The organism is Massilia sp. BKSP1R2A-1 (assembly GCF_050586525.1).
In the GTDB taxonomy this organism is placed as follows: Bacteria; Pseudomonadota; Gammaproteobacteria; order Burkholderiales; family Burkholderiaceae_D; genus Telluria.
Genome location: NZ_JBOBRE010000001.1, coordinates 621431 through 647096 on the forward strand (window position 1 = coordinate 621431; position 25666 = coordinate 647096).

The window sequence follows — 25666 nt, forward strand, 5'->3', positions numbered from 1 at the left end:
GCCTCGCCCGCTTGGTATCGTGTGTCCATACCAATCACACACAAGGAGTCACGCAAATGGATACCGAAGACGCGTACCGCTGGCGCAAACAGGTCGTCTGGGGTCTCTTGATGATCGCCGTCGGCGTCGTTGTCCTGCTCGACCGCATGTACTATATCGACGCCGGCGATTACTGGCACTACTGGCCGCTGCTGCTGGTCGTGGTCGGGATCAACCAGACCATCGGCTACCCGAGCCCGCGCGAATTCGGCAACGGCGTATGGACCATCTTCATCGGCCTGTGGCTGTTTGCCTGCTTCGAACACCTGTTCGGCCTCACCTTCCGCAACAGCTGGCCGCTGTTCATCCTGGCCTGGGGCGTGAAGCTGGTGTTCCAGCCGCTGGTGGCGCGCCGCTTCCAGCAGGCGCAGTCGCAGCAGCAGGGCTTTATCGACAATCCGGAGAAGCGTTATGAAAAGTGATATCCAGTCCAGGGGCGTGAAGAGCCAGATCGTGCTCGGCGTGCTCGTCATCGTGATGGGCCTGCTGTTCCTGCTCGATAACCTCGACATCCTCGACATGCACCGCGCGATCTCGTTCTGGCCGATGGTCTTCATCATCGCCGGCGTGGTCAAGCTCTACGACACCGAGACCCGCGGCGGGCAGCTGCTGGGCGCCTGCCTGGTGGGCCTCGGCGTCCTGATCATCCTCGACCGGATGGACATCATCGACTTCAATGTCCGCACCATGTGGCCACTGTTCTTCATCGGCTTCGGCATCTACACGATCTACCGGGCCCGCACCGGCCGGCGCCTGATCCAGATCGACGGCGTCAAGGGCGAGCAGGACCTGAAAGGCGAGGGCGTGGTGGACATCATGGCGGTGCTGGGCGGCTTCGAGCGGCGCGTCTACACGCCGGCTTTCCGCGGCGGCGAGATCACCGCCATCATGGGCGGCTGCGGCCTCGACCTGCGCAACTCCTCGATCGAGGGCGAGGCGGTGGTGAACGTGTTCGCCTTCTGGGGCGGCGTGACGCTGAAGGTGCCGCCCGATTGGACGGTCGTCCTGGACGGCACGCCGATCATGGGCGGTTTCGAGGAAAAGACCGTACGCCCGCCCGACCACAGCAAGCGCCTGATCGTGCGCGGTTACGCGATCATGGGCGGCGTCGAGGTGCGCAACTGATGGCACTGGTGGCGCAATGAGCGGGAGTTTCTGGGCGCGGCGCAGCGTCGTGCTCTACCTGCTGGCCTGGCTGATGCTGGGCCTCCTGATCGCCGGGCTCCTGGTGGCGACGCTGGACGCCGGCCTGGGGCCCAGCCTGCTGTTCGCCGTGCCCCTGATGCTGTGCTATGCGAGCGCCTGCGGCTTCTCCGCCTACTACCTGTGCCGCGCCTATCCGTTGGCGGAGCAGAGGCTCAGGGCGGTGCTCTCGGTCTTCCTCTTCAGTGGCTTCAGCGCGGCCCTGCTGTGGTGCGCGGCGGGCAGCGCCTGGGCGGCCCTGTGCGCCTGGCTGCTGCCGGGCGAGGCGGTGGTGCAGGTGACGCGTCCCTTCGCCGCGCTGATGTTCGCGATCGGGGTGCTGCTGTACTGGATGACGGCGGTGGCGCACTACCTGGCGCTGGAATTCGACCGGGCGCGCCGCGCCGAGACCCAGGCGCTGGAAGCGCGCCTGCTGGCCCAGGATGCCGAGCTGCGCATGCTGCGCACCCAGATCGATCCGCACTTCCTGTTCAACAGCCTGAATTCGATCAGCGCGCTCACCAGCATCGATGCGGGCCGGGCGCGCGACATGACGCTGCAGCTGGCGGGCTTCTTCCGCCAGACGTTGGGCCTGGAGGCGAACCGGAAGGTCGCCTTGCGCGAAGAGGTGGCCCTGCTGGCCCGCTTCGTCGCGATCGAGCAGGTGCGCTTCGGTCCGCGCCTGGCCTTCGAACAGAAGCTGGGCGAGGGTGCGGAAGATTGCCTGCTGCCGCCGATGATCCTGCAGCCCCTGGTCGAGAACGCGGTCAAGCACGGGATCGGACAGCGCCTGGAGGGCGGCGCCATCGTGCTTGTCGCGGAGCGCGCCGCTTCGCTGCTGCGGATCCGCGTCGAGAACGACATCGATCCGGAGGAGTCGCCCAGGAGCGGCAACGGCATCGGGCTGCAGAACGTGCGCCAGCGCCTGGCGGCGGCCTATGGGGTCGAGGCCAGCGTGCACTGGACGCGCGATAAGAACATATTCAGGGTGGACATGATGCTGCCCGCGGAAACTGGAGGGGAATAGACATGCGAGTGCTGATCGTCGACGACGAACACCTGGCGCGCGCGCTGCTGCGCGAATACCTGGCGGACCATGCCGATGTGGAGATCGTGGGCGAGTGCGCCAACGGCTTCGAGGCCGTCAAGGCCATCGGCGAGCTGGACCCGGAACTGGTCTTCCTCGACATCCAGATGCCGAAGCTCGACGGCTTCGAGGTCGTGGAACTGGCGGGCGGCAAGCCCCACTATGTGTTCGCCACCGCCTACGACCAGTTCGCGCTGCGCGCTTTTGAAGTGCATGCGATCGACTACCTGCTCAAGCCCTTCAGCCGCGAACGGCTCGCCCAGGCATTGGCGCACGCGCGCAGCCGCCAGCCGCAAGCCGGACAGGCCCAGGCGCTCAATGCCGTGGTGCAGGAGGCTGCCCGCCGCCACGGCCACCTGGAACGCATCCTGATCAAGGACGGCACCCGCGTGCACGTGCTCGCCGCCGGCTCGGTCGACTACATCGAGGCGCAGGACGACTATGTGCAGGTGAACGCAGCCGGCAAGGGGTGGCTCAAGCACCAGCGCCTGTCCGAGCTGGAAACCCAGCTCGACCCGCAGGTCTTCGTGCGCATCCACCGCTCGTACATCGTCAACCTCGGCGCGATCGCGCGAATCGAACCGGCCAGCAAGGACAACTACTGCGCCGTGCTGAAGGACGGCGTCAAGCTGCCGATCAGCCGCAGCGGCTATGCGCGGGTGCGCGAGCTGATGCGCTAATCCACGCTCCACCAGGCGGGCAGCAGCGCGCGCACCTCGGAACGGGCGAAGCGGTCGTCGATCAGCCACACCACGCCGCGGTCCTGCTCGGTGCGGATCACGCGGCCGGCCGCCTGCACCACCTTCTGCATGCCCGGATACAGGTAGGTGTAGTCGTAGCCGGCCCCGAACATGGCTTGCATCCGTTCGCGCAGCTGCTCGTTGACCGGATTCACCTGGGGCAGGCCGAGCGTGGCGACGAAGGCGCCGATCAGGCGCTCGCCCGGCAAGTCGATGCCTTCGCCAAACGACCCGCCCAGCACCGCGAAGCCGACCCCGCGGCTCTCCAGGGTGAAGCGCTCGAGGAAGGCCGCGCGTTCCGCCTCGCTCATGCGGCGCTCCTGGCGCCAGGCCGGCACCTCGGGATGCTCCTGCGCCAGGCGCTCCAGGACCTGCTCCAGATAGTCGAAGCTGCTGAAGAAGGCCAGGTAGTTGCCGGGCTGCCCGGCATACTGGCGCGCGATCAGGCCGGCGATCGGGCCGAGCGAGGAGGCGCGTTGCTGGTAGCGGGTCGAGATGTTGCCGGCGATGTGGACGTCGAGCTGGCTGCTCGTGAAAGGCGAGGCGACATCGGCCCAGGCCGTGTCCTGGGGCATGCCGAGCAGGTCGCAGAAATAATGCCAGGGACTGAGCGTGGCCGAGAACAGGGTGGCCGAGTGGGCCTGGGCGAAGCGCGGCGCGAGGAAAGGCGCGGGCACGACGTTGCGGATGCTGATCACGGAATCGCGCACGCCCGCGCGTGTGAGATCGCACAGCGAATGCTCGCCGAAGGATTCCGCCAGGCGGATGAAGCCGAGCGCATCGAAATGGAAGCGCTGCAGTTCGGGGTCGAGGGGCCCCGGGAATTCGGCGAGGAAGTCGTTGACGGTGCTGGTGGCGTTCTGCAGGGCGTCGAGCAACTTGTCGGGCAGGGCCGGGAGCACCTGGTAGGGCGCGGGGGCCTCCTTGTCGACACCTAGCCAGGCGCGCCCGACCCGCTCGAGCGCCTTCTTCACCAGCATGGGCGCGTTGGCGCGGGCCGCGCGCAGGTTGCTGCGGTCCAGTTCCGCGCTGTACATCGAGCGTGCGCGCGACACCATATTGTGGGCCTCGTCGACCAGCACGCTGGCGCGCCAGCCATTGTTCTGGGCGAGGGCGTAGAGCATGGCGCCGCCGTCGAAATAATAATTGTAGTCGCCGACCGTCATGTCGGCCCAGCGCGCCATCTCGCTGCCCAGGTAGTAGGGGCAGACGTCATGTGCGAGCGCGACCTCGCGCAGGGCCTCGCGGTCGAGAACCGCGACGTCGGCCGCTGCCTCGCGCGCCGCGGGCAGGCGGTCATAAAAGCCCTTCGCGAGCGGACAGGCGTCGCCCTGGCAGGCCTTGTCCGGGTGCTCGCAGGCCTTGTCGCGCGCCGTCAGTTCGAGCACACGCAGCGGCAGGCCCTTGCCCGCGCCCAGGCTGGCGGCGGCATCGATCGCCAGGCGCCGCCCGGGCGTCTTGGCGGCCAGGAAGAAGACCTTGTCCAGCTTCTCCTGCGGCAGCGCCTTCAGGACCGGAAAGAGGCTGCCCACGGTCTTGCCGATGCCGGTCGGCGCCTGGGCCAGCAGGCAGCGTCCGCTGGCATTGGCCCGGTAGACGTTCTCGGCGAGCTCGCGCTGGCCGGGGCGAAAATTCGCATGCGGGAAGGCGAGGGTGGCAAGGGCGGCGTCGCGGCTGCCGCGGTGCGCCGCTTCGCTCGCGGCCCAGGACGCGAAGCGCGCGCACAGGTCCTCGAACAGGGTGGCCAGATCCAGCGCCGCGCGGGTCTCGCGCAGCACGGTCTCGAGCCCCGTGCCGATGTCGTAGTAGACCAGGGCCAGGTTGACGGACTCGAGGCCGAGCTGGCGGCACAGCAGGTGGCCGTAGACGCGCACCTGGGCCCAGTGCAGGTGGCGGTGGTTGTCGGGGATGTTCGCGAACTTGCCGCGGTGGGTCTTGATCTCTTCGATCAGGTTCTGGTCCGGGTCGTAGCCGTCGGCGCGGCCGCGCACGTGCAGCATGCCCCAGTCGCCGGACAGGGAGACTTCGGTGCGGTAGTTGGGGCCGCGCCGGCCAGTGACCACCGCATGGCCGGCAATGCCTTCCTGGGCCGTGGGCGAGGGCGTGAAGCGGATGTCGAGGTCGCCCTGCCTGGCGGTGAACTCGCACAGCGCCCGCACGGCCACACCGTACTTGTCGCCTTCGGTCAAGCGGCCTGCTCCCACTGCAGGTAGCACACCGACACCGGCATGCCGTGGGCGGCGCAGTAGTCGATCCAGCGCAGCTGGTTGTCCTGCAGGCGGTCGCCAGGACCCTTCACCTCGATCATCGTGTAGCGCTGTTCTTTCGGCCAGAACTGGATCAGGTCGGGGAAGCCCGTGTGGTTTTCCTTCACGTCGATCAGGATCCGCTCGCACCACTTGCGCAGGTGGGCCGGCGGGATGCAACGCAAGGCCAGCTCGAGCAGCTCTTCGCTCAGCGCGCCCCAGTAGACGAAGGGCGAGGCGATGCCGGCCTTCTCCGCATAGTTGCGGAGGATGGTGTCGCGGTAGCTGCCGTCGTCGAGCGCGGCCAGGCAGGCTGCGAAGTCGGGGGCGCGGCGCTGGGCGAAGTCCGGGCTGTGGAGGTCGGCCGGGCCGCGCTGGAAGGGGTGGAAGAAGGCGCCGGGCACGGCGGCGAACACGGCGCGCCAGCACAGCAGGCCGAACAGGGAATTGGCCAGTGCATTCTCGACGTAGAACACGGGCGCATCTTCGGCTTCCAGGTGCTCGCGCACCACGCCTTCGACCCACCAGTCGCCGGCGGGCATGGGCAGGCAGAGGTCGATCCGGTGCGGGGAGGCGGTGCGGCACGGCGGCAGCTTGGCGTGACCCAGTCGCCGCGCCAGGCGCGGGGCGATGCGCAGCAGGTGCTGGCGCTCGGCTTCGCTCTCGGGGGCGGCCTGGGCCTGCTGCAGGAGGGCGTAGGCGTCGTCGAAGCGCTCGTGCTTTTCCAGCACGCGGATCGCCCGGCCGCGCGCGCCCAGGTAGCGGCAGCGCGCGTACAGAGCGTAGGCATTGTCCCAGTCCTTGAGCTTCTCGAAACCCTGGGCCACCTGGAACAGCAGCTTCTCGCGCCGTCCCACCAGCCAGTCGTTGTCGAAGTCGTGCTCGGGCAGGTCGCGCACGATTCCGTCCAGGGCCTCGCCGGCGTAGAAACGCTGCTTGCAGTCGTGCAGGCGCAGGTAGTGCTCGACGTCGGCGCGCGAACGGAAGCCGCGCGAGGCCTGCGAGATCTCGACCTGCTCGAAGCGGAACATGCCGAGGTCCGACAGCACGAACTCGGTCCAGTCCTGGTGCAGGTTGCCGAAGAAGATCAGGCGCAGCCGTTCGCACAGCGGTTTGACGAGGATGCGCAGGGCGACGTCCTCGCAGTCGCGGTGCCACGCCGAGAAGGGGCGGCTGTCGGGAAACAGCGCGCGCAGCGCTTCCAGCTGCTCGCTCTTGCGCGCGCTCTTCGAGGGCAGATGGGGACCGAAGGCGGCGGCGATCTCGGCCTTCAGCAGCAGTTCGAACAGTTCGTCGAGATCGACCGCCGGATCGCGCTCGACCCAGCCGGTGCCGAGCAGGTGCCGGGCGGCCTCGAGCGGACAGCCGATTTCCGCATATACCAGCTTGCTGGCGCGGAACAGCTCGCCCTTGCGCATGACCATGCGCACGAACAGGGCACGGGCATTCTGCGGCAGGGTCGGGAAGGCGGCGAGGAAGGCGAGCTCGTCTTCCGTGAGGAGGTCGCGATATCGCTCGCCGATCCAATCAAGGACGCGCTGGAAATTGTCCAGATAATAAAACTCGTTTTCCAGAACCCTGATCATGGTGTGACGTCGTACTGTGCTTATGTACAGTATAACGCCACTTCGTCGCAAGAACCCAGCCGTATCGGCGTTTTTCGACGCCGATGGTGGCTTTTCGCCACGTTACTGGCGGTTTGGGCGGGCCTGGCAGGAATCGTTCGGGCACAGCAGTTCGGTCATCTGGGAGCCTTCCGGGGCGTGGCCGTTGGCGTGGACGATGACGGCGGAGATCAGGGCGACGTCCGGATCGACCGGCGCTTCCGTGGCCCGTACGGGGGCGGCCGGCCGCTGCGCTTTTGCCTGCGCCGGCCGTACGCCACTGCGGGCCAACGTGACCGGGCGCGGGCGCGGGGCCGCTGCCGCTGGTGCGGGGGCGGCCACGACGGCCTTCGGGGCCGGTTTCGCGGAGGCGGCGGCCGGCGGCGCCGGCGCCTTCGCAGTTGTTCCCGGGGCCGGCTTGAGCAGGCGCAGGGGCGGCACGTCATCCTGCGGCTTCTGGTCGACGATCACCGCGGCGCTGCCGGAGCGTGCGGCGGGCGGGCCCTCGGCAAGGGCGACCTGGACGAGGGCGGGAGCAGGGTGCGCCGCTGCCGGGGCCGGCAGCGGCGCGGCGGCCATCGTGCTGCGTTCCACGTCCGGACGCAGGCCGTCGTTGCCGGCGGCCAGCCAGACCAGGGTGCCGGTCAGGGCAATGGCGACGGCTGCGCTCGCGCCATACCAGGCCAGCCGCGTCGGCGAGGCGCCGGCGCCGGTTCCGCGCTTGCGCGTGGGGTCGCGCTCGAGCATGGCCAGGATGCTGTCCTCGCCGCTCGTCCTTACACGTTTGGGCGACATCAGGTTCGGGCGCATGGACTCTGCTTGATTTTCGTCTGTAGGCCGCACGGCATTACTCCTAAGATTGGTTCTCCCAATGCTGATTAGAAACAATCTTGGAGGTAGCGATGCTGATTTTCCAGGTCTTCGACAAGGGCGTGCTGGACGATGCGGAAGGGCGCCAGATCGACTTCCGCAACACCATCATCATCCTGACATCGAACGTGGGCTCGAGCCAGATGATGGCGGCCTGCCTGAACAAGCCGCTCAGCGAGGTGCCCACGCCCGAGCAGCTGGCGGAACTGATCCGCCCCCAGCTCATGAAGCATTTCAAGCCGGCCTTCCTGGGACGCCTGTCGGTGGTGCCGTTCTATCCGATCCGCGACGAGGTGCTCAGCAACATCATCCGCCTGAAGCTGGACCGCATCAAGGCGCGCGTGCTGGACAACCACCGCGCCCGCTTCGAGTACGACGACGCCCTGGTGTCGGCGGTCCTGAGCCGCTGCACCGAGGTCGATTCCGGCGCGCGCAACGTCGACAACATCCTGGGCGGCACCCTGCTGCCCGAGATCGCGGACAGCGTACTGGCGCGCATGGCCGAGGGCGGCGCCATCTCGCGCGTGAAGGTCGGCGCGACCAGGGCCGGCAAGTTCAAGTACGCGATCGAATGAGGAGCGAGCATGCTGAACCTCGATAAACTGCTGGTCCCGATCAGCATGGACCGGCCCTGCGGCGAGGACCTCGCGTTCTCGCCCGACGTCGACGCCATCAACCGCGCGCGCCAGGCCGACGACCCGTCGATCGAGCAGGGCGCCTGGGTGACGGCGCTGAAGGAGGCGGACTGGAAGTTCGTCACCAAGCGCTGCACGGAACTGCTGGAGACGCGCAGCAAGCACCTGCAGCTGGCGGTCTGGCTGCTCGAAGCCGCCACCAGGACGGGGGGAACGGCGGGCATGGCCGCCAGCCTGCGCCTGGTGAGCGGCCTGTGCGAGCGCTACTGGGATGCGCTGCACCCGCTGCCCGACGAAGACGGCTTCGAGCGCCGCATCGGCAACCTGGCCTGGGCTGCGGCCCGGATCGCGCCCCTGGTCAAGGAGCTGCCGCTGGCCGACGGCGTCACCATGGGCGCGTGGGAAGCGGCGCGCACCCGCGGGCCGGAAGCGCTGGCCGAGCTGGAGGCGGCGCGCGCCAGGGCTGCCCCCGCCGCGCGCCAGGCGCTGGCGGAAGCGGCGCACGACTGCCTGGCGGCGCTGGCGGAACTCGAGAAGGTGGTCGACACGCGCCTGGGCGTCGACGGACCGAGCTTCGGCGCGGCGCGGGCCGCCCTCGAGAACTTCGAGGACATGGCCGCGCCCATGGTGCCGGCCAAGGTGGACACGGCGGTGGCGGCGCCGGGCGCGGTGGCGACGGTCGCGCATGCGGCGTCACGCGTGATGCTGCCCGAGGGACCGCTGCACAGCCGCGAGCAGGCGATTGCCCAGCTGCGCGCGGTCGCCGAGTTCTTCCGCCGCACCGAGCCGCACAGCCCGGTCGCCTACCTGGCCGAACGCGCGGCGCGCTGGGGCGAGCAGCCGCTGCACGCGTGGCTGCGCTCGGTGATCAAGGACGATGCTTCGCTGGCGAAACTGGAAGAACTGCTGGGGGTGGAAGCGGAAGGGGGTTGAAAGAAAATTTCATCCAGGTGCTCGAGATGAAATTTTCTTTCGTACGGTGGACGGCGAACCCGCCCACCGTACAGTTTACTGCTGCGCCGGCTGCACCATCGAGCTGGCCTTGGCGATCTGCGCCTCGACCGTCTGCACCGCCTGGCGCGTGGCCTGGGTCACCTGTTCATAGCCCTTGAATGCATTGTCGATCGCGGTCTTGATGATCTCGACTGCATTCTCCGAGCCCGGCTTGACGTTCTGCGTCACGTCGTAGATCAGGGCCGACAGGGTGCTCTTGGCTTCGGCCACGTGGGTGTCGGCGGCCTGGCGGAATTCGTTGTGCATCTCGTCGATGATGGTTTTCAGCTGCTCGCGGTATTCGGCGGCGCCTTGCACGCCCGGCTGCATGCGCGCATGCAGTGCGGCGATCGCGGCCTTCGGGTCACCCGCACGCGCCATTTCCTGGCCGGCGGCCAGCGAGCCTTCCATCGAGCTCTTGGCCGCGTTCATGTTCAGCGCCACCACCTGTTCCACGCCCTTGACGGTTTTGTTGGCGAGGGCTTCGAAGGTCTGCATCTGCAGGTCGAACAGGGTCTTGGTGGCGTTGGCAAACTGCTCGGGACTCGTGAACATTGCTTGTCTCCTTAGTATGGGATCGGATGAGCCTTGCTACCCCATTATTTAGCAACAATGAGTTTTTCGCAACGCGCGTCCCGATACGGACCAGCAGTTTTTTCCCAGCCCGGCCCCAGCGGTGTCTGCGAGCAGGTCAGGGCGCCGTTGAGCTTGCTGCGCCACTGGAACCAGGGCGCCGGGCCGGCCAGGGCCGAGGCGGCAAGGGAGAGGGCGAGGAGGGGGAGGACGATTCGTTTCATACCCTGCCGAGCTTAACGCGCTGGCGCCCCAAGTCAAGCAGGGGCTTGACCTTCCTGCGATGGGAAGGTGTATGCTGCCTCCGGAAAACAACAGGAGATGACGATGCAGCAAGCCGCCCTGACCATCGGCGACGCCGCCAAGGCCTCCGGCGTGTCCGCCAAGATGATCCGCCACTATGAATCGATCGGCCTGATCGACGCGGCCCGGCGCACCGACAGCGGCTACCGCCTCTATTCCGACCAGGACGTGCACGTGCTGCGCTTCGTGCACCGCGCCCGCGAGCTCGGTTTTTCGCTCGAGCAGATCGGGGTCCTGCTGAGCCTCTGGCAGGACAAGAGCCGCGCCAGCGCCGACGTGCGCGCCCTGGCGCGCAGCCACATCACGGCGCTGGACCGCAAGATCGCCGAAATGCAGGCCATGCGCCGCACGCTGGAATCGCTGGCCGCTTCCTGCCATGGCGACGCGCGCTCGGATTGCCCGATCCTCGACGATCTCGCCGCCAGCTAGCCCGGGTTCAGGGCCAGCGGCCGTAGCGGCGCCAGGTCCGGGAAGGCGGTGACGCGATAACGCTCCGGGAAGGCATGCGGCACCGGCTGCATCAGGTGGCCGCAGGCGGTGCACAGCGCGTCCCATGGCAGTACCAGCAGTTCCTTCTGCCCGTCGCCATCGTCCGGCACGAACAGCGCGACCCGGTCGGTGCGCGGCAGCAGGGCGTCGACACCCTTGGTCCAGCTGGCCAGGCTGTATTCCTCGCCGGTTTCCATGATGCGCATCACCTTGTAGGTGGCCACGAAGATGTCGCTGCCGTCCTTTTCGTGCAGCTCGTCCATCGTCTCCTTCTGCGCCGCATAGTCGCCATGGCGGTACTGGCGGTCCAGGCGCGCCAGCGCTCCGCGGACCTGCGCGTCCTCGGGCAGGTGCTCGACGGGGCGTCCATCCACGAAGCGGTAGAGCTGGGCCGACACCGGCCGCGTGTCCTCGTCGGCGATGCGCTGGGCCAGCGCCACCATGGCGCGCACCCCTTCGACGTCGTTGCCGGAGGCGAGCAGCAGGGTGCCGCGATTCGGAATCATCGCCAGCGGGTTGGCGCCGGCGGTGCGGTGCGCCAGGTCGGGCAGCAGCAGGCGCGAGGAATCGTAGGCATCGCCCCAGTCGCCCGCGTGGACGCCGGGCGCGACCTGGGTGAAGCGGTCGACCGTCGCGTCGCGCAGATTGTCCATGGCGGCGGCCAGCGCCTCGTCCTGGCTCACGCCCCACCGCACCAGCTGGTCCGCACCAAAAGACTGCATCGCATCGTCGCCGTCGTAGACCAGCATCAGCGTCGCGTCGCGGCTGAACGGCAGGACCAGGAAGCCTGACGGCGTGCCGGGATCCCTGCCGTGCTCCATCAGGCGCAGGTATTCCATCATGCCGCGGCCACGCAGGGCCGGCATCAGGTGGGCGCGCGCCTCGGCGAAGCTGGCGGGAATGCCGGATGGCTGCATCGAGGCCACCGTCCGTTCGAGCTGCAGCACACGGTCGGCCTTGCTGGCCGCGCAATACTCGCTGTACAGGTTGTGCAGATTGATGACGTGGCCGCCGTTGGCGCCGACCAGCAGGCGAAAGCCCGCTTCGTCGTAGTGGACAGATTCGCCCGGCTGGTGGATGGCCAGTTGCTTGATGAGGAGCTGGGCATATTTTGCCGGCGTCGGCGGCCGGCGGAAGAAATCGAAGAGGGACATGGGGCGCAGTCTAGGGCGATTTGCCGCGCCTGTCCAAACCGGGGGCATAAAACGCAAAACGCCGTAAGCCTTTTCCAAAGCTTACGGCGTTTTGCGGGATCTTGATCGATCCTAGGTAGAGTTTGGTGCCCACGGAGGGACTCGAACCCCCACACCTCGCGGCACATGGACCTGAACCATGCGCGTCTACCAATTCCGCCACGTGGGCACTGATACTGCTACAACAAAACTTCTACTACATTACTACTGCGGATATACATCCGGCAGATGGTGCCCACGGAGGGACTCGAACCCCCACACCTCGCGGCACATGGACCTGAACCATGCGCGTCTACCAATTCCGCCACGTGGGCATATTTGCTTCGATTACTGCTAACTACTGTGCTGCCTTCCGCTCCGGCGGGAAACCCGCCAGGCCTACGATACTGCATACTGCTGCGGAGTACTACCGGTAGAGTGGTGCCCACGGAGGGACTCGAACCCCCACACCTCGCGGCACATGGACCTGAACCATGCGCGTCTACCAATTCCGCCACGTGGGCACTGAACTGCTAACTCTGCTACAATATCAGGCTTTGTCATTTTTCGCTAGATCAACTTTCGTTCGATCCCAGCGTTGAACGCCGAATTACAACCTGACACTGCTACTGCTTTCTCTCCCGCTTCGGCTTGCGACCGTTGCTGAAGAGACCGAGATTATAGCGGAAGGATTTCAAAAGTCAAAGACCCTCGCAGCGGGGTCTTTCGCTTCTTGCGCACCAGTTTCCGCGAGCACGCTTCGCCGCATATGTTAGGCGAATCGGATGGCAATCCCTTACACTACGCCTGCCAAGGTATTAATCAAGCGCCCGCATTGGCGGCGCCCATCATTAAGAGAAATAAGAAAACGATTTGAAGCAACCTACTCATACCATTCCTAGCCGCGAGGAAATCCTCGCCGTCTTCCGTAGTGCCAAGGGTCCGCTGGAAGCGGCTGACCTGGCGCGTCTACTGAAGGTCAAGCCCGCCGCACAGGAAGTGCTCGGCCGCCGCCTGAACGCGATGGAGCGCGACGGCCAGATCCGCGCCGACCGCGGCGGCAGCTATATGCTGGCCGACCAGTCCGGCTTCATCACCGGCAAGGTCAGCGCGCACCGCGACGGCTACGGCTTCGTCATTCCGGACGAGGGCGGCGACGACCTGTTCCTGAACGACAAGGAAATGAACAAGGTGCTCAATGGCGACAAGGTGCGCGCCAAGGTCACCGGCACCGACCGCCGCGGCCGGCTGGAGGGCACCATCGTCGAGGTGGTCGAGCGCGCCAACACCCACATCATCGGCCGCCTGATGAACGAGGGCGGCGTGTGGATCGTCTCGCCCGAAGACAACCGCATCAGCCAGGACGTGCTGGTGTCGGGCGGCCCCGGCAAGGCCAAGGCCGGCCAGGTGGTCAGCGTCGAGCTGATCGAGCAGCCTTCGCGCTTCCAGCAGCCGACCGGCCGCATCGCCGAAGTGCTGGGCGAGCTGGACGACCCCGGCATGGAAATCGAGATCGCCGTGCGCAAGTTCGGCGTGCCCCACGTGTTCTCGCCCGCCGCCCTGAAGCAGGCCAACCGCCTGCCGAACGAAGTGGTCGATGCCGACCTGGCGGACCGCGTCGACCTGCGCGACGTGCCCCTGGTGACCATCGACGGCGAAGACGCGCGCGACTTCGACGACGCGGTCTACTGCGAACCGGTCAAGATCGGCCGTACCAAAGGCTACCGCCTGCTGGTGGCGATCGCCGACGTCAGCCACTACGTGAAACCGAACGACGCGCTGGACGTCGACGCGATCGAGCGCAGCACCTCGGTCTACTTCCCGCGCCGCGTGATTCCGATGCTGCCGGAGAAGCTGTCCAATGGCCTGTGTTCGCTGAACCCTGCGGTGGACCGCTGCACCCTGGTGTGCGACATGGTCGTCACGAGCGACGGCGAAGTCGTGGCCTACCAGTTCTATCCGGCCGTGATGCACTCGGCCGCGCGCCTGACCTATAACGAAGTGGCCGAGATCCTCGGCAACACGGCCGGCCCCGAGGCACAGCGCCGTCCGGGCATCGTGCCGCACCTGCTGAACCTGAACGAGGTGTTCCGCGCGCTGCTGAAGGCGCGCCAGGAACGCGGCGCGATCGACTTCGAGACCACCGAGACCTACATCGTCTGCAATGCCGTCGGCAAGATCGAGAAGATCATCCCGCGCACCCGCAACGATGCGCACCGCCTGATCGAGGAGTGCATGCTGGCCGCCAACGTGTGCGCGGCCGACCTGCTGATCCGCCACAAGCACCCGGGCACCTTCCGCATCCACGCGGTGCCGACCGAAGAGAAGCTGCTGCAGCTGCGCACCTTCCTCAAGCTGGTCGGCCTGAACCTGGGCGGCGGCAACAAGCCGACCGCGCGCGACTACGCCGAGACGATGCAGAAGATCAAGGAGCGCCCGGACGCGGCCCTGCTGCAGACCATGCTGCTGCGCTCGATGCAGCAGGCCGTCTACAGCCCGGACAACGTCGGCCACTTCGGCCTGGCCTACGAGGCCTACGCCCACTTCACCAGCCCGATCCGCCGCTACCCGGACCTGCTGACCCACCGCGCCATCAAGGCCATCCTGCAAGGGAAGAAGTACGAGCCGAAGGGCATCGAGCTGGGCAAGCTGAACACGACGCTGTCGAATTCGGCGAGGAAGCAGGCCGCCAAGGACAAGGCCGCCGGCACCCAGAAGAACGAGAAGGACCTGACGATCTGGGACGCGCTGGGCGTGCACTGCTCGGCCAACGAACGCCGCGCCGACGAAGCCTCGCGTGACGTCGAGAACTGGCTCAAATGCTTCTTCATGCAGGACAAGCTGGGTGAGGACTTCACCGCCACCGTGTCCGGCGTGACCGCCTTCGGCCTGTTCGTGACGCTCGACCAGCTCTACGTCGAAGGCCTGGTGCACATCAGCGCCCTCGGCACCGACTACTTCAAGTACGACGAAGCGCGCCACCAGCTGATCGGCGAGCGCACCGGACAGCGCTACGGCCTGACCGACAAGGTCAACGTGAAAGTCGCGCGTGTCGACCTGGAGTCGCGCAAGATCGACCTGGTGCTGGCCGACAGTGCGCCGAGCGCCGTACCGGCCCCGCTCGAACGCGCGCGCCAGGCGGCTGTCGAAGCACTGGAGCCGAAGCCGCCGAAGAAGCGCAAGGCCAAGGGGCCGGCTAGCGAACCGGTCGTCGACGCGGAGCCGGTCGAGGAAGACGTGGTCTTCGTTCCGCCGACCCGCGCGCCGCGCGCCCGCAAGACCACGGCGTCCAAGACGCCAGCCAAGAGTGCGGCCGCGGTGAAATCCGCGAGCGCACCGAAAACCAAGGCGGCGGCCAAGGATGTATCCAGGCCCGCCGCAGCCAAAACCAGCAGGAAGAAGAAGTAAGACATGAAGAATAAAATGCTTTTCGGTTTCCACGCCGTGACCTCGCGCTTGCGCCACGAGGCCCAATCCGTGGAAGAGATCTTCGTCGATGCCGAGCGCAACGACGCCCGCATGAAGGCCCTGATCGCCAATGCGAAAGAGGCCGGCGTGCGCGTCATGCCGGTCGAGGCCGCGCGCCTCGACAAGATCACCGGCACCCGCCGCCACCAGGGCGTGATCGCCTTCGCCAGCCAGCTGGCGCTGGCGCGCAACCTCGATGAGCTGCTCGACGCCATCGAAGGCCCGCCGTTGCTGCTGATCCTGGACGGCATCACCGACCCGCACAACCTGGGCGCCGCCCTGCGCGTGGCCGACGGCGCCGGTGCGCACGCGGTCATCGTCCCGAAGGACCGCGCGGTCGGCCTGAACGCCACCGCCGCCAAGGTCGCCAGCGGCGCCGCCGAGAGCGTCCCCTACATCACCGTCACCAACCTGGCGCGCACCATGCGCGAGCTGAAGGACCGCGGCATCTGGCTGATCGGCACCTCGGACGACGCCGACAAGGGCCTGTACGAAGCCGATTTTTCCGGTCCCGTCGCCATCGTGATGGGCTCGGAAGGCGAGGGCATGCGCCGCCTGACCCGCGAAACCTGCGACCTCCTGGTCAGCATTCCGATGTTCGGCTCGGTCGAGAGCCTGAACGTCTCGGTCGCCTCGGGCGTCTGCCTGTACGAAGCGCGCCGCCAGCGCCTCGCGCGCGAAGGCTGAGCAGTTCGAAGCACGGGTTCCCGCGACAGGCGGGAGCCCGCGTCCCGCCCCGGGACATCCCCCGCAGTCCTCCCAAGCAAACCTGGTAAACATACGCTACCATCATCATTGGTTTGCGATCATCCTTATTATGTTTTTCAACTTACGCGACGACATCCATAGCATCATCCAGCGCGACCCCGCCGCCCGCAACGGCTGGGAAGTCCTGACGTGCTACCCCGGCCTGCATGCCGTGATCATGCACCGCTGGGCGCACGCCTGCTGGAAGCTCAGGCTCAAGTGGGTCGGCCGCTTCATTTCCTATCTCGCCCGCGTCCTGACGGGCATCGAGATCCACCCGGGCGCCACCATCGGCCGCCGGGTCTTCATCGACCACGGCTTCGGCGTGGTCATCGGCGAGACCGCCGTGGTCGGCGACGACTGCACCATCTACCAGGGCGTGACGCTCGGCGGCACGACCCTGGTGGCCGGCACCAAGCGCCATCCGACGCTCGAGCGCGGGGTGATCGTCGGCGCCGGCGCCCAGGTGCTGGGCGCCTTCACGGTGGGCGAGTACGCCAAGATCGGCTCGAACGCCGTCGTCATCAAGCCGGTGCCCAGCGGCGCCACGGCGGTGGGCAACCCGGCCCACATCATCCGCAAGGAAGAGCAGTCGCGCAGCGCCCAGCTGTTCGCGGCCTATGGCGTCACACCCAACGGCGACGATCCCTTGTCGAAAGCCCTGCGCGGCCTGATCGACCATGTGGCGCGCCAGGACGAGCAGATCGAACGGCTCACCAACACCATGCGCGAGGCCGGCCTGTGCTGTCCCAAGGTCGCCGAGGGTGATAAACTCGATTCCGAACAACTGAACCGACTGGTCGACTGAGGAATCGCATGACGAATGACGTGACGGGCGCGCCGGAGAATACCGGCGCCGCCGCGAATGCCGCTGTACTGGATCCGCATGAAATCCGCGTGCTCGCGGTGCTCGCCGAAAAAGAAGCGCTGACCCCCGATAACTACCCGATGTCGCTGAACGCGATCGTCAACGGCTGCAACCAGGTGTCGAGCCGCGACCCCATCATGCAGCTCACCGACGAGGTGGCCCAGGACACCTTGCAGCGCCTGATCGAGAAGAAGCTGGTGAACGCCATCTCGCAGGCCGGCGCGCGCGTGGTGAAGTACGAGCACCGCATGCGCATCAAATGGACGCTGGAGCAGGACAAGGTGGCCGTCCTCAGCATCCTGATGCTGCGCGGCCTGCAGACTGCCGGCGAGATCCGCACCCGCACCGGCCGCCTGTTCGAATTCAAGAGCGTGCAGGACGTGGAGACCGTGCTGCAGTTCCTGATCGATAAATACCCGCCGCTGGTGGCGCGCCTGGAGCGCGCCCCCGGCACCAAGGAGCCGCGCTACGGCCACCTGCTGGGCGGCGAGATCAGCGCCACCTATGAGGCGCCGAGCACCGGCGCGGGCCTGGGCGGCGGTGGCGCGAGCCGCGTCGGCCAGCTGGAACAGGAAGTCGCCGCATTGCGCGGCGAACTGGAAAGCCTCAAGGCGCAGTTCGAGGCGTTTCGCCAGCAGTTCCAGTAACGGCGGCGACCACCGGGGCTTCGTCCGCGAAAGTCAGCTCGATCATCGCCTCGTCGCTCCAGCTCGAGTTCCCGATCGGGACCTCGTAGGAGTGTCCCTTCGAGCGCAGGAGGGCGGAGCGATTGCCCTCGACCAGGATCGCCTCACTGACCGGCCGCCCGGCGCGGTAGCCGAAATGCGCGTCCTTCGCGGCGCCCTTGTAGGCGGTCGATTTCTCGTCGCCGAAGAAGCTGCACCAGTCGGTCCGCAGCAGCAGGCCGTTGACCACGCCCACCCAGATGAACGGGATCTCCGACTTCGCGATGGCGATCTGCACCTTGCACTCCAGGCGCAGGTCGCCGAGCCGGCGCCGGTTCTCCGGCAGGCCGGGCGTCTTCACCTCGACTCCGATGCGGTACAGGCCGCGCTTCTGGTTCAGCTCCAGCTCGCTGTCGGCATCCTCGGCCGCCTCGCTGCGCGGCACCTCGAAGCGACCGTGGGCATCGAGCGCAATCGGCAGCGCGAAATCGCGGTCGCCGACCAGGCGCACCTTGAGCACGGCCGGCGGCGTCTTGCGGTCCTTGGGCTCGGCCACGAAGCGCAGCCTGTCGACCTGCGGCGCCAGCGCATGGTACTTGTCGAAGGCGTCGAGGCCGGCGAGGATGTGCTCGTACTTGCGGACCTCGGGATTGCGCATCGCGTTGACGTGCACGGGATCGAGTTCGCGGACCGGTTCATCCGCTGCGCCGGCGATGCCGGCGCCGCAGAGGAGCACGCTCCCGAACACCAGGGCGGGGAGGGCGCGCATCCGCTTCGCCCCCTCAGCCTTCATCGCGCCAGCGGCGCAGGCGCATCGCCGCGTAGATCATGCCCGCGCCAGCCAGGGCGCCGAGCCACACGCCGGGCTTGGCCAGGGTCCGGTAGGACTCGCCGAGCACCAGCATGGCGTCCAGGCCGTTCTGCATGTGCGAGAAGCTCGATCCGTCCACTTCGCTCAGCCACACGCCGGGCATCAGGCCGCCGAGCATGCGGGCGACGATCTGGTTGCCGATGAAGTCGATATCGAACTGCATCGGCGCCACCGGGCTGATCATGAAGTTAAGCCAGAACAGCAGCACCAGCGACACGAGCGGGATGCCGACCGCCCACAGGAAAACCTTGGACTTGGCCCAGCTCGACACCAGCAGCAGCCAGCCCACGGTCGGCAGCGCCCACAGGATGTAGAGCGGCAGGAAGGCCAGCAGGTACAGGGGGCTGAGATACAGGCTCGGCTCCATCAGCACCGGTGCGAACAGGTTCAGGCCCTTGCCGGCGGCGGCGATCATGCCGATCAGGAGCAGCACCAGCGATGTCGCCACGCCGATCGCGATCGTGATCATGGGCGCCACGCACAGGGCGGTGATCACTTTCGAGAGCACGGTATCGCGGTCCGACAGCGGCAGCGACTTCCAGAACAGGATGCTGCGGTCGCGCCGGTCGTCGTGCAGGGCGGCCAGGCAGTAGAAGAACACGACGACGGCCAGCACCATGAACAGCGGAGCGGCGACGCCGAGGTAGCCGGTGGCGGCGACGTGGGCGATCTTGTAGCGCAGGTCTTGCGGGAAGCCCTGGATCGACACCACGTTCTGGCCTTGCCACTTGAAGTTCGTGGAATCGCCAACGGCCATGCTGTAGGCGAAGCCGCCGCCCATCAGGACCACCATGGCCGCGGCGATCACCAGCGGCGCCCAGAAGAAAGCGCCCTTGTGCTCCCACAGCTCGCGCCGGAGCAGCCATTTCATCGTTTTCATGCGTAGGTTCCTTTCATGGTTGCCACGAACAGGTCGGCAACGCTGGGATTGCGGGTCTCGCCGAGCTGGGAGAGCTGCTTGCGGCACACGCCGTCGAACAGCATCACCGACTTGCCGAAAACGGTGCGCTGGTCGATCGGCGCCAGGGCGTTGGCGGCGCCGACCTTGTCGGCCGGGACCATCACTTCGGTGTAGCGTTCGCCGATTTCTTCCATCGAGGCGGCCAGCACGATCCGGCCTTCGCGGATGAACATCAGGTCGGTCAGGATGTGCTCGACCTCTTCGACCTGGTGGGTGGTGATGACGATGGTCTTCTGTTCGTCGAAGTAGTCTTCCAGCAGGTTCTGGTAGAACTGCTTGCGGTAGATGATGTCGAGGCCCAGCGTCGGCTCGTCCAGCACCAGCAGCTTCGCGTCGATGGCCATCACGAGCGCCAGGTGCAGCTGGACGATCATGCCCTTCGACATTTCCTTGACCTTCATCTCGGGCTTGAGCTTCGTGTTGGCGATGTAGCGCTCGGCCTTCTTGCGGTCGAAGCGCGGGTGCACGCCTTCCACGAAGTCGACCGCATCCTTCACGCGCAGCCAGCGCGGCAGGATGGCGACGTCGGCGATGAAGCAGACTTCCTTCATCAGGTCGTCGCGCTGGGTGCGCGGGTCGAAGCCCAGCACCGACAACTGGCCCTCGAAGGGGATCAGGCCGAGGGCCGCCTTGAGCGTGGTGGTCTTGCCCGAGCCGTTGGGGCCGATCAGGCCGACGATGCGGCCCGGCGCGATGTCGAAATCGATGCCGTCGACGGCGGTGCGCTTGCCGTAGCGCTTGCTCAGGCCGCGCGCTTCGATGACGGCGCTCATGCCGAACCTCCCGGGGCGTTGTTGCCGGAGGCCTTGAGCAGCTGCTCGACGTTCAGGCCGAGGCGGCGGATGCGTTCGACCATGGCGGGCCATTCCTCGCGGATGAAGCGTTCGCGCTCGGTGGTCAACAGTTTCTCGCTTGCTCCTTCGGTAACGTACATGCCAATTCCCCTTCGCTTTTCCACTAAGTTCTCGTCGACCAGTTCCTGGTAAGCCTTCGATACGGTGATCGGATTGAGTTGATATTCGGCCGCGATCTGGCGCACCGAGGGCAGGGCGTCGCCGGCTTTCAGAACGCCGTCGAGCATCATGCCTACCACCCGCTCCTTGAGCTGGCGGTAAATGGGGGTGTTGTCACTCCAGCCGACTGTCATGTCCAGTCCTCCTCTGCGGTATGGGTTCGCGTTGCATGGTCGTCTCCGTGTTGGTGCTTCATTGAAGTGGTGTTGTAGTGAAGTATAACAGTGACTTTGCGGGTGTCAATATACATATTGAACATTTTTCCCGGGCGCGGCCGTCTGGCGCGATTTGCTAGGATGGGTGCCGTACCAGGAGGAGGACGCAATGCTGACATGCCCGAACTGCGGCGTTTCGCCGCTGACGCATGCGATCAGGGAAATGCACTACAGCTACAAGGGACAGAGCACGACAATCCCGGATGTCTCCGTCGAGCACTGCGCCGGCTGCAAGGAAGTCATGTTTGCCCGTGGCGAGGACGAGCATTATGGGGAGCTGATCAAGGCCTTCCGCAAGCAGGTCGATGCGGAGGAGCTCAAGACGATCCGGGCGATGCGCAAGGGGCTGGGCCTGACGCGCCAGAAGGCCGATGAATTGCTGGGGGATGAGGCGGGGGATTTCGCGCGCTACGAAGCGGGGGAGGCGCATGCGCCAGCGGCGTTGGTGAAGTTATTGCGGCTACTGGGCAAGCACCCTGAGTTACTGGATGCGGTTCGGTAGGGGTGGTCCAGTCCAGTGGACTGGACCACGCTCTGCCGACCGCGCGTTCAGCTCCCTCGTGCGCAGAACCAGGCTCAACTCATCGTCCGTTTGAACGCGTGGGCGGGACCGCCCACCCTACGAAAAACCGTGACAGGTGAGAGTGCCGTCACCGGCCAGCTCGATCCATCCACCGCGCTGCGGCTCTACGTCCAGCTCCCAGTCCGGCAACACATAACGCAGCTTGCCACCCGTCTCATGCACGGCCGGCCGGTGCGTATGCCCATGAACGATGACGTCCGCCCCGGTCTGCGCGAACACGGCGTCCACCGCATCCGGCGTCACATCCATGATCTCGTAGGACTTGCCCGCCTGCGCCTCGCGGCTGCCTTCGCGCAGCCCGGCGATGATGGCCTTGCGCTGGGCGAGGGGCATGCCAAGGAACTGTTGCTGCCATTGCTTGTCGCGCACCTGGGCGCGGAACGCCATGTACTTGAGGTCGGCAGTGCACTGTGCGTCGCCGTGCACGAGCGCGATGCGCCGGCCGCCGGCTTCGATGAGATGCGGTTCTTCCACCAGGCTCAGGCCCGCGGCTTGCGCAAACCCCGGCCCCACCAGGAAATCGCGATTGCCAGCCAGCCAGTACACGCGCGTACCCGCAGCGCTGACCGTGCGAATGGCCCCAATCACTTGCTGGTGGAAAGGCTCGGTGAGATCGTCGTCGCCGGCCCAGTATTCGAAGATGTCGCCGAGCAGGTAGAGCCGCTCGGCCTTCACCGCATGCTCGGCCAGGAAGCGGAAGAACGCTTCGGCCGTGCGCGGATGCGAGGCCTGCAGGTGCAGGTCCGAGATGAACAGCGCGAATGTGCGCGCGGGCGTGCTCATTGAATCGAAGGGTACGGCCGCCCCACGCGCACCGCCTTCATCAGATGACTTCGACCTTCTCGATGATGACCGGGTCGACCGGCACGTCCGAGTGCATGCCGCTGCGGGTGGTCTTCACGCCGTTGATCTGGTCGACGATGTCCTGGCCTTCGGTCACTTTACCGAAGACGGCATAGCCCCAGCCGTCCTGGCCCGGGTAGTTCAGGAAGGCATTGTCCTTGGTGTTGATGAAGAACTGAGCCGACGCCGAGTGCGGCGCCGAGGTACGGGCCATGGCGATGGTGTACTTGTCGTTCTTCAGGCCGTTCTTGGCTTCGTTCTCGACGGTCGCGTCGGTGGCTTTCTGCTTCATGCCCGGTTCGAAGCCGCCGCCCTGGATCATGAAGTCCTTGATCACGCGGTGGAAGATGGTGTTGCTGAAGTGACCCTTGTTGACGTAGTCGATAAAGTTGGCAACGGTCTTCGGCGCCTTTTCGGCGTCCAGTTCGACGGTGATGTTGCCCTTGTTGGTGGTCATGCGTACGCTGGTCATCTGGTGTCCTGTTCTAAGGTGTTATTGAAGGATGCAAGATTGCACATCCACTATTTTACAAGCTTGTCGCCCTTGAGCACGGTAACGGACTTAATGAAGATCGGCACCACCGGCACGTTCTGCATGCCGCGCACGTCGTCCACCACCACACCCTTGATCTTGTCCACGACTTCCTGGCCCTTCACGACCTTGCCGAACACGGTGTAGCCTGAGCCCCGGTAGTTCGGATAGTCGATGCCCGAGTTGTCGGCCACGTTGATGAAGAACTGCGAGGTGGCCGAGTCCGGGTGGTCTTCGCGCGCCATCGAGATCGTGTATGGCTGGTTCGACAGGCCGTTATTCGATTCGTTCTTGACCGGCTTGTTGGTCTTGCGGCCCTCGAACTTCTCGTTCATGCCGCCGGCCTGGATCATGAAGCCGTCGATCACGCGGTGGAAGATCGTGCCCTTGTAAAAGCCCTGCTTGACGTACTGCATGAAGTTGGCAACCGTCTTCGGCGCGCGTTCCTCGTCGAGCTGGACCACGATCTCGCCCAGGGTGGTCCTCATCGAGACCTGCGGACCCTTGATGACGGGCGCGGCCGGGGCTGCGTCAACAGCGGGTTCGGCCTGCGGCTCGGCCTGCTGCGCCAGGGCAGCGCCGGACAGAAGCAGGGCGCCTGCGCCCAGGGCCAGGCCCTTGATCAGCGTACGGCGGAAGGAAGTGGTCATCGTCACGGCTCTCCTCTGGTGGACACCGCTCAAGACGGTGTCAAGTCTTTTCCCGAAAAATAAAGCTGAACCATATGCGGCCAGCCGGGATTTTAACAATGCTATACTTTGCGCAGAACGTCCCATTCTATCAAAGAAGAACAACACCCGAGGGTTCAGACGATCCCGACGCTGCCGCGTCCCATCCTCTCCCTCACCAGAATCTATCCATGAGCCAACTGAAGATCTATAACACGCTCGCGCGTGATAAGCAGGTATTTGTCCCGATGGAAGCCGGCAAGGTCGGCATGTATGTGTGCGGCATGACCGTCTATGACTTCGTGCACGTCGGGCACGCGCGGATGATGATGGCCTTCGACGTGATCTATCGCTGGCTCATGGCCTCGGGCTACGAGGTGAAGTACGTCCGCAACATCACAGATATCGATGACAAGATCATTCGCCGCGCCGTGGAAAACGGCGAGACCATTGGCCAGCTGGTCGAGCGCAACCTGGCATACCAGAACGAAGACATCGCCGCACTGAACATGCTGCCGCCGACCCTGGAGCCGCGCGCGACCGAGCACGTGCCGCAGATGCTGTCGATCATCGAGCAGCTCGAATCGAAAGGCCTTGCCTACAGGAGCGAGGATGGCGACGTCAACTACGCCGTGCGCGGCTTCGAAGGCTACGGCAAGCTCTCGGGCAAGTCGCTGGACGACCTGCGCGCCGGCGAGCGCGTGGACGTCAGCAGCGGCAAGCGCGACCCGCTCGACTTCGTGCTGTGGAAGGCCGCCAAGGAATCCGAGCCGGTCGAGGCGAAGTGGGATTCGAAATGGGGCAAGGGCCGCCCGGGCTGGCACATCGAGTGCTCGGCCATGTCCTGCGCCACCCTCGGCGAGCATTTCGACATCCACGGCGGCGGCGCCGACCTGCAGTTCCCGCACCACGAGAACGAGATCGCCCAGTCCGAAGGCGCCTTCGGCGGCAATATGGTGAACTACTGGATCCACAACGGCTTCGTGCGGGTGGACAACGAGAAGATGTCCAAGTCCCTGGGCAACTTCTTCACCATCCGCGACGTGCTCAAGAAGTACGACGCCGAGATCATCCGCTTCTTCATCCTGCGCGCCCACTACCGCAGTCCGTTGAATTATTCGGACGCCCACATCGACGATGCCAAGGGCGCCTTGACCCGCCTGTACACGGCGCTGGCGACCGTCGACATCGATGCCGAGACCCCGGCCGTTAACTGGGACGAGGAACACGCCGTGCGCTTCCGCGAAGCGATGGACGACGATTTCAATACCCCGCTGGCCGTGGCCGAGCTGTTCGACCTGGCCGGTGAAGTCAATCGCAGCAAATCGCTCGATGCGGCTCGCCAGTTGAAAGCGCTGGCCGGCGTGCTGGGCCTGCTCGAACGCGCCCCGCAGTCCTATCTGCAGGGCGGCAGCGAAGGCGGCGACGCCAGTATCGACGATGCCATCGCCCGCCGCGCCGCGGCCAAGAAGGCCCGCAACTTTGCCGAAGCGGATGCCATCCGCGCCGAACTGACTGCCGCCGGGATCATCCTGGAAGACAAGCCGGACGGAACGACGACCTGGCGCCGCGCATAATGGCCGCGCACAAGGACAGGGACGCGGCCGACGTGCCGGAGCTGACCGTCCCCGCCTACTGGGCGGAGGCGAAGGCCGCGCTGATGGAGCGCGACCGCATCATGAACAAGCTCATCCCGCAGATCGGCGACCTGCACCTGCGCGGTCAACCTGATCCTTTCACGACGCTGGCGCGCTCGATCGTGGGCCAGCAGGTAACCCCGAAGGCCGCCGACGCGGCCTGGGCGAAGCTGCTTGCGATCTCCCCCAAGCTGTCCCCTGCACAAGTGATTAAAGCGGGCGCCGGCGAGCTGGCCGGCTGCGGCCTGTCCAAGCGCAAGACCGAATACATCCTGGATCTCGCCGACCATTTCAAGGCCAAGCGCGTCCATGCCGATCTGTGGTCGCAGATGGACGATGAGGCCGTCATCGCCGAATTGGTCCAGATCCGCGGCATCAGCCGCTGGACAGCGGAGATGTTTTTGATATTTAATCTGCTCCGTCCGAACGTGCTGCCGCTCGACGACCCTGGCCTGATCCAGGGCATCAGCCAGAATTATTTCTCTGGGGAACCGGTTTCCCGCAGCGACGCACGTGAGGTGGCGGCCAACTGGGAACCCTGGCGCACGGTGGCAACCTGGTACCTGTGGCGCAGCCTCGACCCGGTATGAACGGGTGGCTAAGACGCATGTCGGCGTCCCGACCCGCCAAGGGTACGGTAGAATACGCCCCAAAATCAGTCC

26 protein-coding genes, 3 tRNA genes and 1 pseudogene are annotated in these 25666 nt (G+C 66.0%); 14 read left to right on the forward strand and 16 right to left on the reverse strand.

Features of this window, described 5'->3' with window-relative positions; genetic code table 11:
- The first annotated feature begins 56 nt into the window (after positions 1 to 56).
- The 4 genes from ACQ7JA_RS02810 to ACQ7JA_RS02825 are packed head-to-tail and all read left to right on the forward strand — an operon-like array spanning position 57 to position 2988.
- Positions 57 to 461 carry a LiaF transmembrane domain-containing protein gene (locus ACQ7JA_RS02810; RefSeq protein ID WP_430894379.1) on the forward strand — a complete coding sequence of 135 codons (405 nt, stop codon included), beginning with the start codon at positions 57 to 59 and terminating at the stop codon, positions 459 to 461.
- Complete coding sequence (locus ACQ7JA_RS02815) at positions 451 to 1164, forward strand: LiaI-LiaF-like domain-containing protein (protein ID WP_430894380.1); 714 nt, start codon at positions 451 to 453, stop codon at positions 1162 to 1164. The genes ACQ7JA_RS02810 and ACQ7JA_RS02815 overlap by 11 nt, the downstream gene beginning before the upstream one ends.
- A gap of 16 nt (positions 1165 to 1180) precedes the next feature.
- Positions 1181 to 2248: a sensor histidine kinase gene (locus ACQ7JA_RS02820; protein ID WP_430894381.1), complete on the forward strand. Its 1068-nt coding sequence runs from the start codon at positions 1181 to 1183 to the stop codon at positions 2246 to 2248.
- Positions 2249 to 2250: 2 nt separating this feature from the next.
- The gene (locus ACQ7JA_RS02825; RefSeq protein WP_430894382.1) at positions 2251 to 2988 is read left to right on the forward strand and encodes a LytR/AlgR family response regulator transcription factor; all 738 of its coding nucleotides are present in this window, start codon (positions 2251 to 2253) and stop codon (positions 2986 to 2988) included.
- On the opposite strand, the gene ACQ7JA_RS02830 is transcribed toward ACQ7JA_RS02825, so the two are convergent.
- The 3 genes from ACQ7JA_RS02830 to ACQ7JA_RS02840 all read right to left on the reverse strand — a co-directional run bounded on the left by ACQ7JA_RS02830 (position 2985) and on the right by ACQ7JA_RS02840 (position 7708).
- On the reverse strand, positions 2985 to 5237 hold the full coding sequence (locus tag ACQ7JA_RS02830; protein ID WP_430894383.1) for an ATP-dependent DNA helicase: 2253 nt from the start codon (positions 5235 to 5237) through the stop codon (positions 2985 to 2987). The two genes, ACQ7JA_RS02825 and ACQ7JA_RS02830, sit on opposite strands and share 4 nt — an antisense overlap.
- Positions 5234 to 6880 carry a VRR-NUC domain-containing protein gene (locus ACQ7JA_RS02835; protein WP_430894384.1) on the reverse strand — a complete coding sequence of 549 codons (1647 nt, stop codon included), beginning with the start codon at positions 6878 to 6880 and terminating at the stop codon, positions 5234 to 5236. Before ACQ7JA_RS02835 ends, ACQ7JA_RS02830 begins: the two co-directional genes overlap by 4 nt.
- A gap of 102 nt (positions 6881 to 6982) precedes the next feature.
- Complete coding sequence (locus ACQ7JA_RS02840; RefSeq protein WP_430894385.1) at positions 6983 to 7708, reverse strand: hypothetical protein; 726 nt, start codon at positions 7706 to 7708, stop codon at positions 6983 to 6985.
- 83 nt (positions 7709 to 7791) lie between these two features.
- Here ACQ7JA_RS02840 and ACQ7JA_RS02845 point away from each other — a divergent pair.
- Positions 7792 to 8343: pseudogene (locus ACQ7JA_RS02845) on the forward strand (AAA family ATPase); the annotation flags it as partial.
- A 9-nt stretch (positions 8344 to 8352) separates the two neighbouring features.
- Positions 8353 to 9336 carry a type VI secretion system protein TssA gene (gene tssA / locus ACQ7JA_RS02850; RefSeq protein ID WP_430894386.1) on the forward strand — a complete coding sequence of 328 codons (984 nt, stop codon included), beginning with the start codon at positions 8353 to 8355 and terminating at the stop codon, positions 9334 to 9336.
- A gap of 75 nt (positions 9337 to 9411) precedes the next feature.
- Here the strand turns inward: tssA and ACQ7JA_RS02855 are convergent, their stop codons facing one another.
- Complete coding sequence (locus ACQ7JA_RS02855; protein WP_430894387.1) at positions 9412 to 9951, reverse strand: phasin family protein; 540 nt, start codon at positions 9949 to 9951, stop codon at positions 9412 to 9414.
- Positions 9952 to 9995: 44 nt separating this feature from the next.
- Positions 9996 to 10193 (reverse strand): hypothetical protein, encoded by a 198-nt coding sequence (locus ACQ7JA_RS02860; protein WP_430894388.1) that lies wholly within the window; start codon positions 10191 to 10193, stop codon positions 9996 to 9998.
- Positions 10194 to 10296: 103 nt separating this feature from the next.
- On the opposite strand from ACQ7JA_RS02860, the gene cueR reads away from it, so the two are divergent.
- Positions 10297 to 10701 carry a Cu(I)-responsive transcriptional regulator gene (cueR, locus tag ACQ7JA_RS02865; protein WP_430894389.1) on the forward strand — a complete coding sequence of 135 codons (405 nt, stop codon included), beginning with the start codon at positions 10297 to 10299 and terminating at the stop codon, positions 10699 to 10701.
- Here cueR and ACQ7JA_RS02870 read toward each other — a convergent pair.
- From ACQ7JA_RS02870 to ACQ7JA_RS02885, 4 genes are all read right to left on the reverse strand, one after another.
- A complete protein-coding gene (locus ACQ7JA_RS02870; protein WP_430894390.1) occupies positions 10698 to 11915 on the reverse strand; it encodes a hypothetical protein in 1218 nt (405 codons plus the stop codon). The two genes, cueR and ACQ7JA_RS02870, sit on opposite strands and share 4 nt — an antisense overlap.
- A 123-nt stretch (positions 11916 to 12038) precedes the next feature.
- Positions 12039 to 12123, reverse strand: a tRNA-Leu gene (locus ACQ7JA_RS02875).
- 60 nt (positions 12124 to 12183) lie between these two features.
- Positions 12184 to 12268, reverse strand: a tRNA-Leu gene (locus ACQ7JA_RS02880).
- Between the two features lie 104 nt (positions 12269 to 12372).
- Positions 12373 to 12457, reverse strand: a tRNA-Leu gene (locus tag ACQ7JA_RS02885).
- Between the two features lie 349 nt (positions 12458 to 12806).
- Between ACQ7JA_RS02885 and rnr the strand changes: the two genes are divergently transcribed.
- The 4 genes from rnr to ACQ7JA_RS02905 all read left to right on the forward strand — a co-directional run bounded on the left by rnr (position 12807) and on the right by ACQ7JA_RS02905 (position 17663).
- Positions 12807 to 15341, forward strand: a complete 2535-nt coding sequence (rnr, locus tag ACQ7JA_RS02890; RefSeq protein WP_430894391.1) for a ribonuclease R — start codon at positions 12807 to 12809, stop codon at positions 15339 to 15341.
- Positions 15342 to 15344: 3 nt separating this feature from the next.
- Entirely contained in the window at positions 15345 to 16088 is a 744-nt protein-coding gene (gene rlmB, locus ACQ7JA_RS02895; protein ID WP_430894392.1) for a 23S rRNA (guanosine(2251)-2'-O)-methyltransferase RlmB, read from the forward strand.
- A 130-nt stretch (positions 16089 to 16218) separates the two neighbouring features.
- Positions 16219 to 16956: a serine O-acetyltransferase gene (gene cysE, locus ACQ7JA_RS02900; RefSeq protein ID WP_430894393.1), complete on the forward strand. Its 738-nt coding sequence runs from the start codon at positions 16219 to 16221 to the stop codon at positions 16954 to 16956.
- Positions 16957 to 16964: 8 nt separating this feature from the next.
- On the forward strand, positions 16965 to 17663 hold the full coding sequence (locus ACQ7JA_RS02905; protein WP_430894394.1) for a YceH family protein: 699 nt from the start codon (positions 16965 to 16967) through the stop codon (positions 17661 to 17663).
- On the opposite strand, the gene ACQ7JA_RS02910 is transcribed toward ACQ7JA_RS02905, so the two are convergent.
- From ACQ7JA_RS02910 to ACQ7JA_RS02925, 4 genes are read right to left on the reverse strand one after another with little or no spacing between them, the layout of a single operon-like run.
- A complete protein-coding gene (locus ACQ7JA_RS02910) occupies positions 17623 to 18450 on the reverse strand; it encodes a hypothetical protein (protein ID WP_430894395.1) in 828 nt (275 codons plus the stop codon). The genes ACQ7JA_RS02905 and ACQ7JA_RS02910 overlap by 41 nt on opposite strands.
- A gap of 13 nt (positions 18451 to 18463) precedes the next feature.
- Positions 18464 to 19432, reverse strand: a complete 969-nt coding sequence (locus ACQ7JA_RS02915) for a hypothetical protein (protein ID WP_430894396.1) — start codon at positions 19430 to 19432, stop codon at positions 18464 to 18466.
- Entirely contained in the window at positions 19429 to 20286 is an 858-nt protein-coding gene (locus ACQ7JA_RS02920) for an ABC transporter ATP-binding protein (RefSeq protein WP_430894397.1), read from the reverse strand. The genes ACQ7JA_RS02915 and ACQ7JA_RS02920 overlap by 4 nt, the downstream gene beginning before the upstream one ends.
- A complete protein-coding gene (locus ACQ7JA_RS02925; protein ID WP_430894398.1) occupies positions 20283 to 20660 on the reverse strand; it encodes a GntR family transcriptional regulator in 378 nt (125 codons plus the stop codon). The genes ACQ7JA_RS02920 and ACQ7JA_RS02925 overlap by 4 nt, the downstream gene beginning before the upstream one ends.
- A gap of 190 nt (positions 20661 to 20850) precedes the next feature.
- Between ACQ7JA_RS02925 and ACQ7JA_RS02930 the strand changes: the two genes are divergently transcribed.
- Positions 20851 to 21243: a type II TA system antitoxin MqsA family protein gene (locus ACQ7JA_RS02930; protein WP_430894399.1), complete on the forward strand. Its 393-nt coding sequence runs from the start codon at positions 20851 to 20853 to the stop codon at positions 21241 to 21243.
- A 117-nt stretch (positions 21244 to 21360) separates the two neighbouring features.
- Here the strand turns inward: ACQ7JA_RS02930 and ACQ7JA_RS02935 are convergent, their stop codons facing one another.
- Genes ACQ7JA_RS02935 through ACQ7JA_RS02945 form a run of 3 tightly spaced genes read right to left on the reverse strand, consistent with a single transcriptional unit; the run spans position 21361 to position 23349 of the window.
- Positions 21361 to 22107: a UDP-2,3-diacylglucosamine diphosphatase gene (locus ACQ7JA_RS02935; RefSeq protein WP_430894400.1), complete on the reverse strand. Its 747-nt coding sequence runs from the start codon at positions 22105 to 22107 to the stop codon at positions 21361 to 21363.
- 40 nt (positions 22108 to 22147) lie between these two features.
- Positions 22148 to 22639, reverse strand: coding sequence for a peptidylprolyl isomerase (locus ACQ7JA_RS02940; RefSeq protein ID WP_430894401.1), 492 nt, complete (start codon positions 22637 to 22639; stop codon positions 22148 to 22150).
- Positions 22640 to 22689: 50 nt separating this feature from the next.
- A complete protein-coding gene (locus tag ACQ7JA_RS02945) occupies positions 22690 to 23349 on the reverse strand; it encodes a peptidylprolyl isomerase (RefSeq protein WP_430894402.1) in 660 nt (219 codons plus the stop codon).
- A gap of 209 nt (positions 23350 to 23558) precedes the next feature.
- On the opposite strand from ACQ7JA_RS02945, the gene cysS reads away from it, so the two are divergent.
- Both cysS and ACQ7JA_RS02955 read left to right on the forward strand, forming a co-directional pair.
- Positions 23559 to 24944 (forward strand): cysteine--tRNA ligase, encoded by a 1386-nt coding sequence (gene cysS / locus ACQ7JA_RS02950; protein ID WP_430894403.1) that lies wholly within the window; start codon positions 23559 to 23561, stop codon positions 24942 to 24944.
- A complete protein-coding gene (locus tag ACQ7JA_RS02955; RefSeq protein ID WP_430894404.1) occupies positions 24944 to 25594 on the forward strand; it encodes a DNA-3-methyladenine glycosylase family protein in 651 nt (216 codons plus the stop codon). Before cysS ends, ACQ7JA_RS02955 begins: the two co-directional genes overlap by 1 nt.
- Positions 25595 to 25666 lie beyond the last annotated feature (72 nt).

Bases quoted from the DNA above. Each gene is read 5' to 3' on its own strand.
- ACQ7JA_RS02810 (WP_430894379.1), top strand. From the start codon at position 57: ATGGATACCGAAGACGCGTACCGCTGGCGCAAACAGGTCGTCTGGGGT.
- ACQ7JA_RS02815 (WP_430894380.1), top strand. From the start codon at position 451: ATGAAAAGTGATATCCAGTCCAGGGGCGTGAAGAGCCAGATCGTGCTC.
- ACQ7JA_RS02820 (WP_430894381.1), top strand. From the start codon at position 1,181: ATGAGCGGGAGTTTCTGGGCGCGGCGCAGCGTCGTGCTCTACCTGCTG.
- ACQ7JA_RS02825 (WP_430894382.1), top strand. From the start codon at position 2,251: ATGCGAGTGCTGATCGTCGACGACGAACACCTGGCGCGCGCGCTGCTG.
- ACQ7JA_RS02835 (WP_430894384.1), bottom strand. From the start codon at position 6,880: ATGATCAGGGTTCTGGAAAACGAGTTTTATTATCTGGACAATTTCCAG.
- ACQ7JA_RS02840 (WP_430894385.1), bottom strand. From the start codon at position 7,708: ATGCGCCCGAACCTGATGTCGCCCAAACGTGTAAGGACGAGCGGCGAG.
- tssA (WP_430894386.1), top strand. From the start codon at position 8,353: ATGCTGAACCTCGATAAACTGCTGGTCCCGATCAGCATGGACCGGCCC.
- ACQ7JA_RS02855 (WP_430894387.1), bottom strand. From the start codon at position 9,951: ATGTTCACGAGTCCCGAGCAGTTTGCCAACGCCACCAAGACCCTGTTC.
- ACQ7JA_RS02860 (WP_430894388.1), bottom strand. From the start codon at position 10,193: ATGAAACGAATCGTCCTCCCCCTCCTCGCCCTCTCCCTTGCCGCCTCG.
- cueR (WP_430894389.1), top strand. From the start codon at position 10,297: ATGCAGCAAGCCGCCCTGACCATCGGCGACGCCGCCAAGGCCTCCGGC.
- ACQ7JA_RS02870 (WP_430894390.1), bottom strand. From the start codon at position 11,915: ATGTCCCTCTTCGATTTCTTCCGCCGGCCGCCGACGCCGGCAAAATAT.
- rlmB (WP_430894392.1), top strand. From the start codon at position 15,345: ATGAAGAATAAAATGCTTTTCGGTTTCCACGCCGTGACCTCGCGCTTG.
- cysE (WP_430894393.1), top strand. From the start codon at position 16,219: ATGTTTTTCAACTTACGCGACGACATCCATAGCATCATCCAGCGCGAC.
- ACQ7JA_RS02905 (WP_430894394.1), top strand. From the start codon at position 16,965: ATGACGAATGACGTGACGGGCGCGCCGGAGAATACCGGCGCCGCCGCG.
- ACQ7JA_RS02910 (WP_430894395.1), bottom strand. From the start codon at position 18,450: ATGCGCGCCCTCCCCGCCCTGGTGTTCGGGAGCGTGCTCCTCTGCGGC.
- ACQ7JA_RS02915 (WP_430894396.1), bottom strand. From the start codon at position 19,432: ATGAAAACGATGAAATGGCTGCTCCGGCGCGAGCTGTGGGAGCACAAG.
- ACQ7JA_RS02920 (WP_430894397.1), bottom strand. From the start codon at position 20,286: ATGAGCGCCGTCATCGAAGCGCGCGGCCTGAGCAAGCGCTACGGCAAG.
- ACQ7JA_RS02925 (WP_430894398.1), bottom strand. From the start codon at position 20,660: ATGACAGTCGGCTGGAGTGACAACACCCCCATTTACCGCCAGCTCAAG.
- ACQ7JA_RS02930 (WP_430894399.1), top strand. From the start codon at position 20,851: ATGCTGACATGCCCGAACTGCGGCGTTTCGCCGCTGACGCATGCGATC.
- ACQ7JA_RS02935 (WP_430894400.1), bottom strand. From the start codon at position 22,107: ATGAGCACGCCCGCGCGCACATTCGCGCTGTTCATCTCGGACCTGCAC.
- ACQ7JA_RS02940 (WP_430894401.1), bottom strand. From the start codon at position 22,639: ATGACCAGCGTACGCATGACCACCAACAAGGGCAACATCACCGTCGAA.
- ACQ7JA_RS02945 (WP_430894402.1), bottom strand. From the start codon at position 23,349: ATGACCACTTCCTTCCGCCGTACGCTGATCAAGGGCCTGGCCCTGGGC.
- cysS (WP_430894403.1), top strand. From the start codon at position 23,559: ATGAGCCAACTGAAGATCTATAACACGCTCGCGCGTGATAAGCAGGTA.
- ACQ7JA_RS02955 (WP_430894404.1), top strand. From the start codon at position 24,944: ATGGCCGCGCACAAGGACAGGGACGCGGCCGACGTGCCGGAGCTGACC.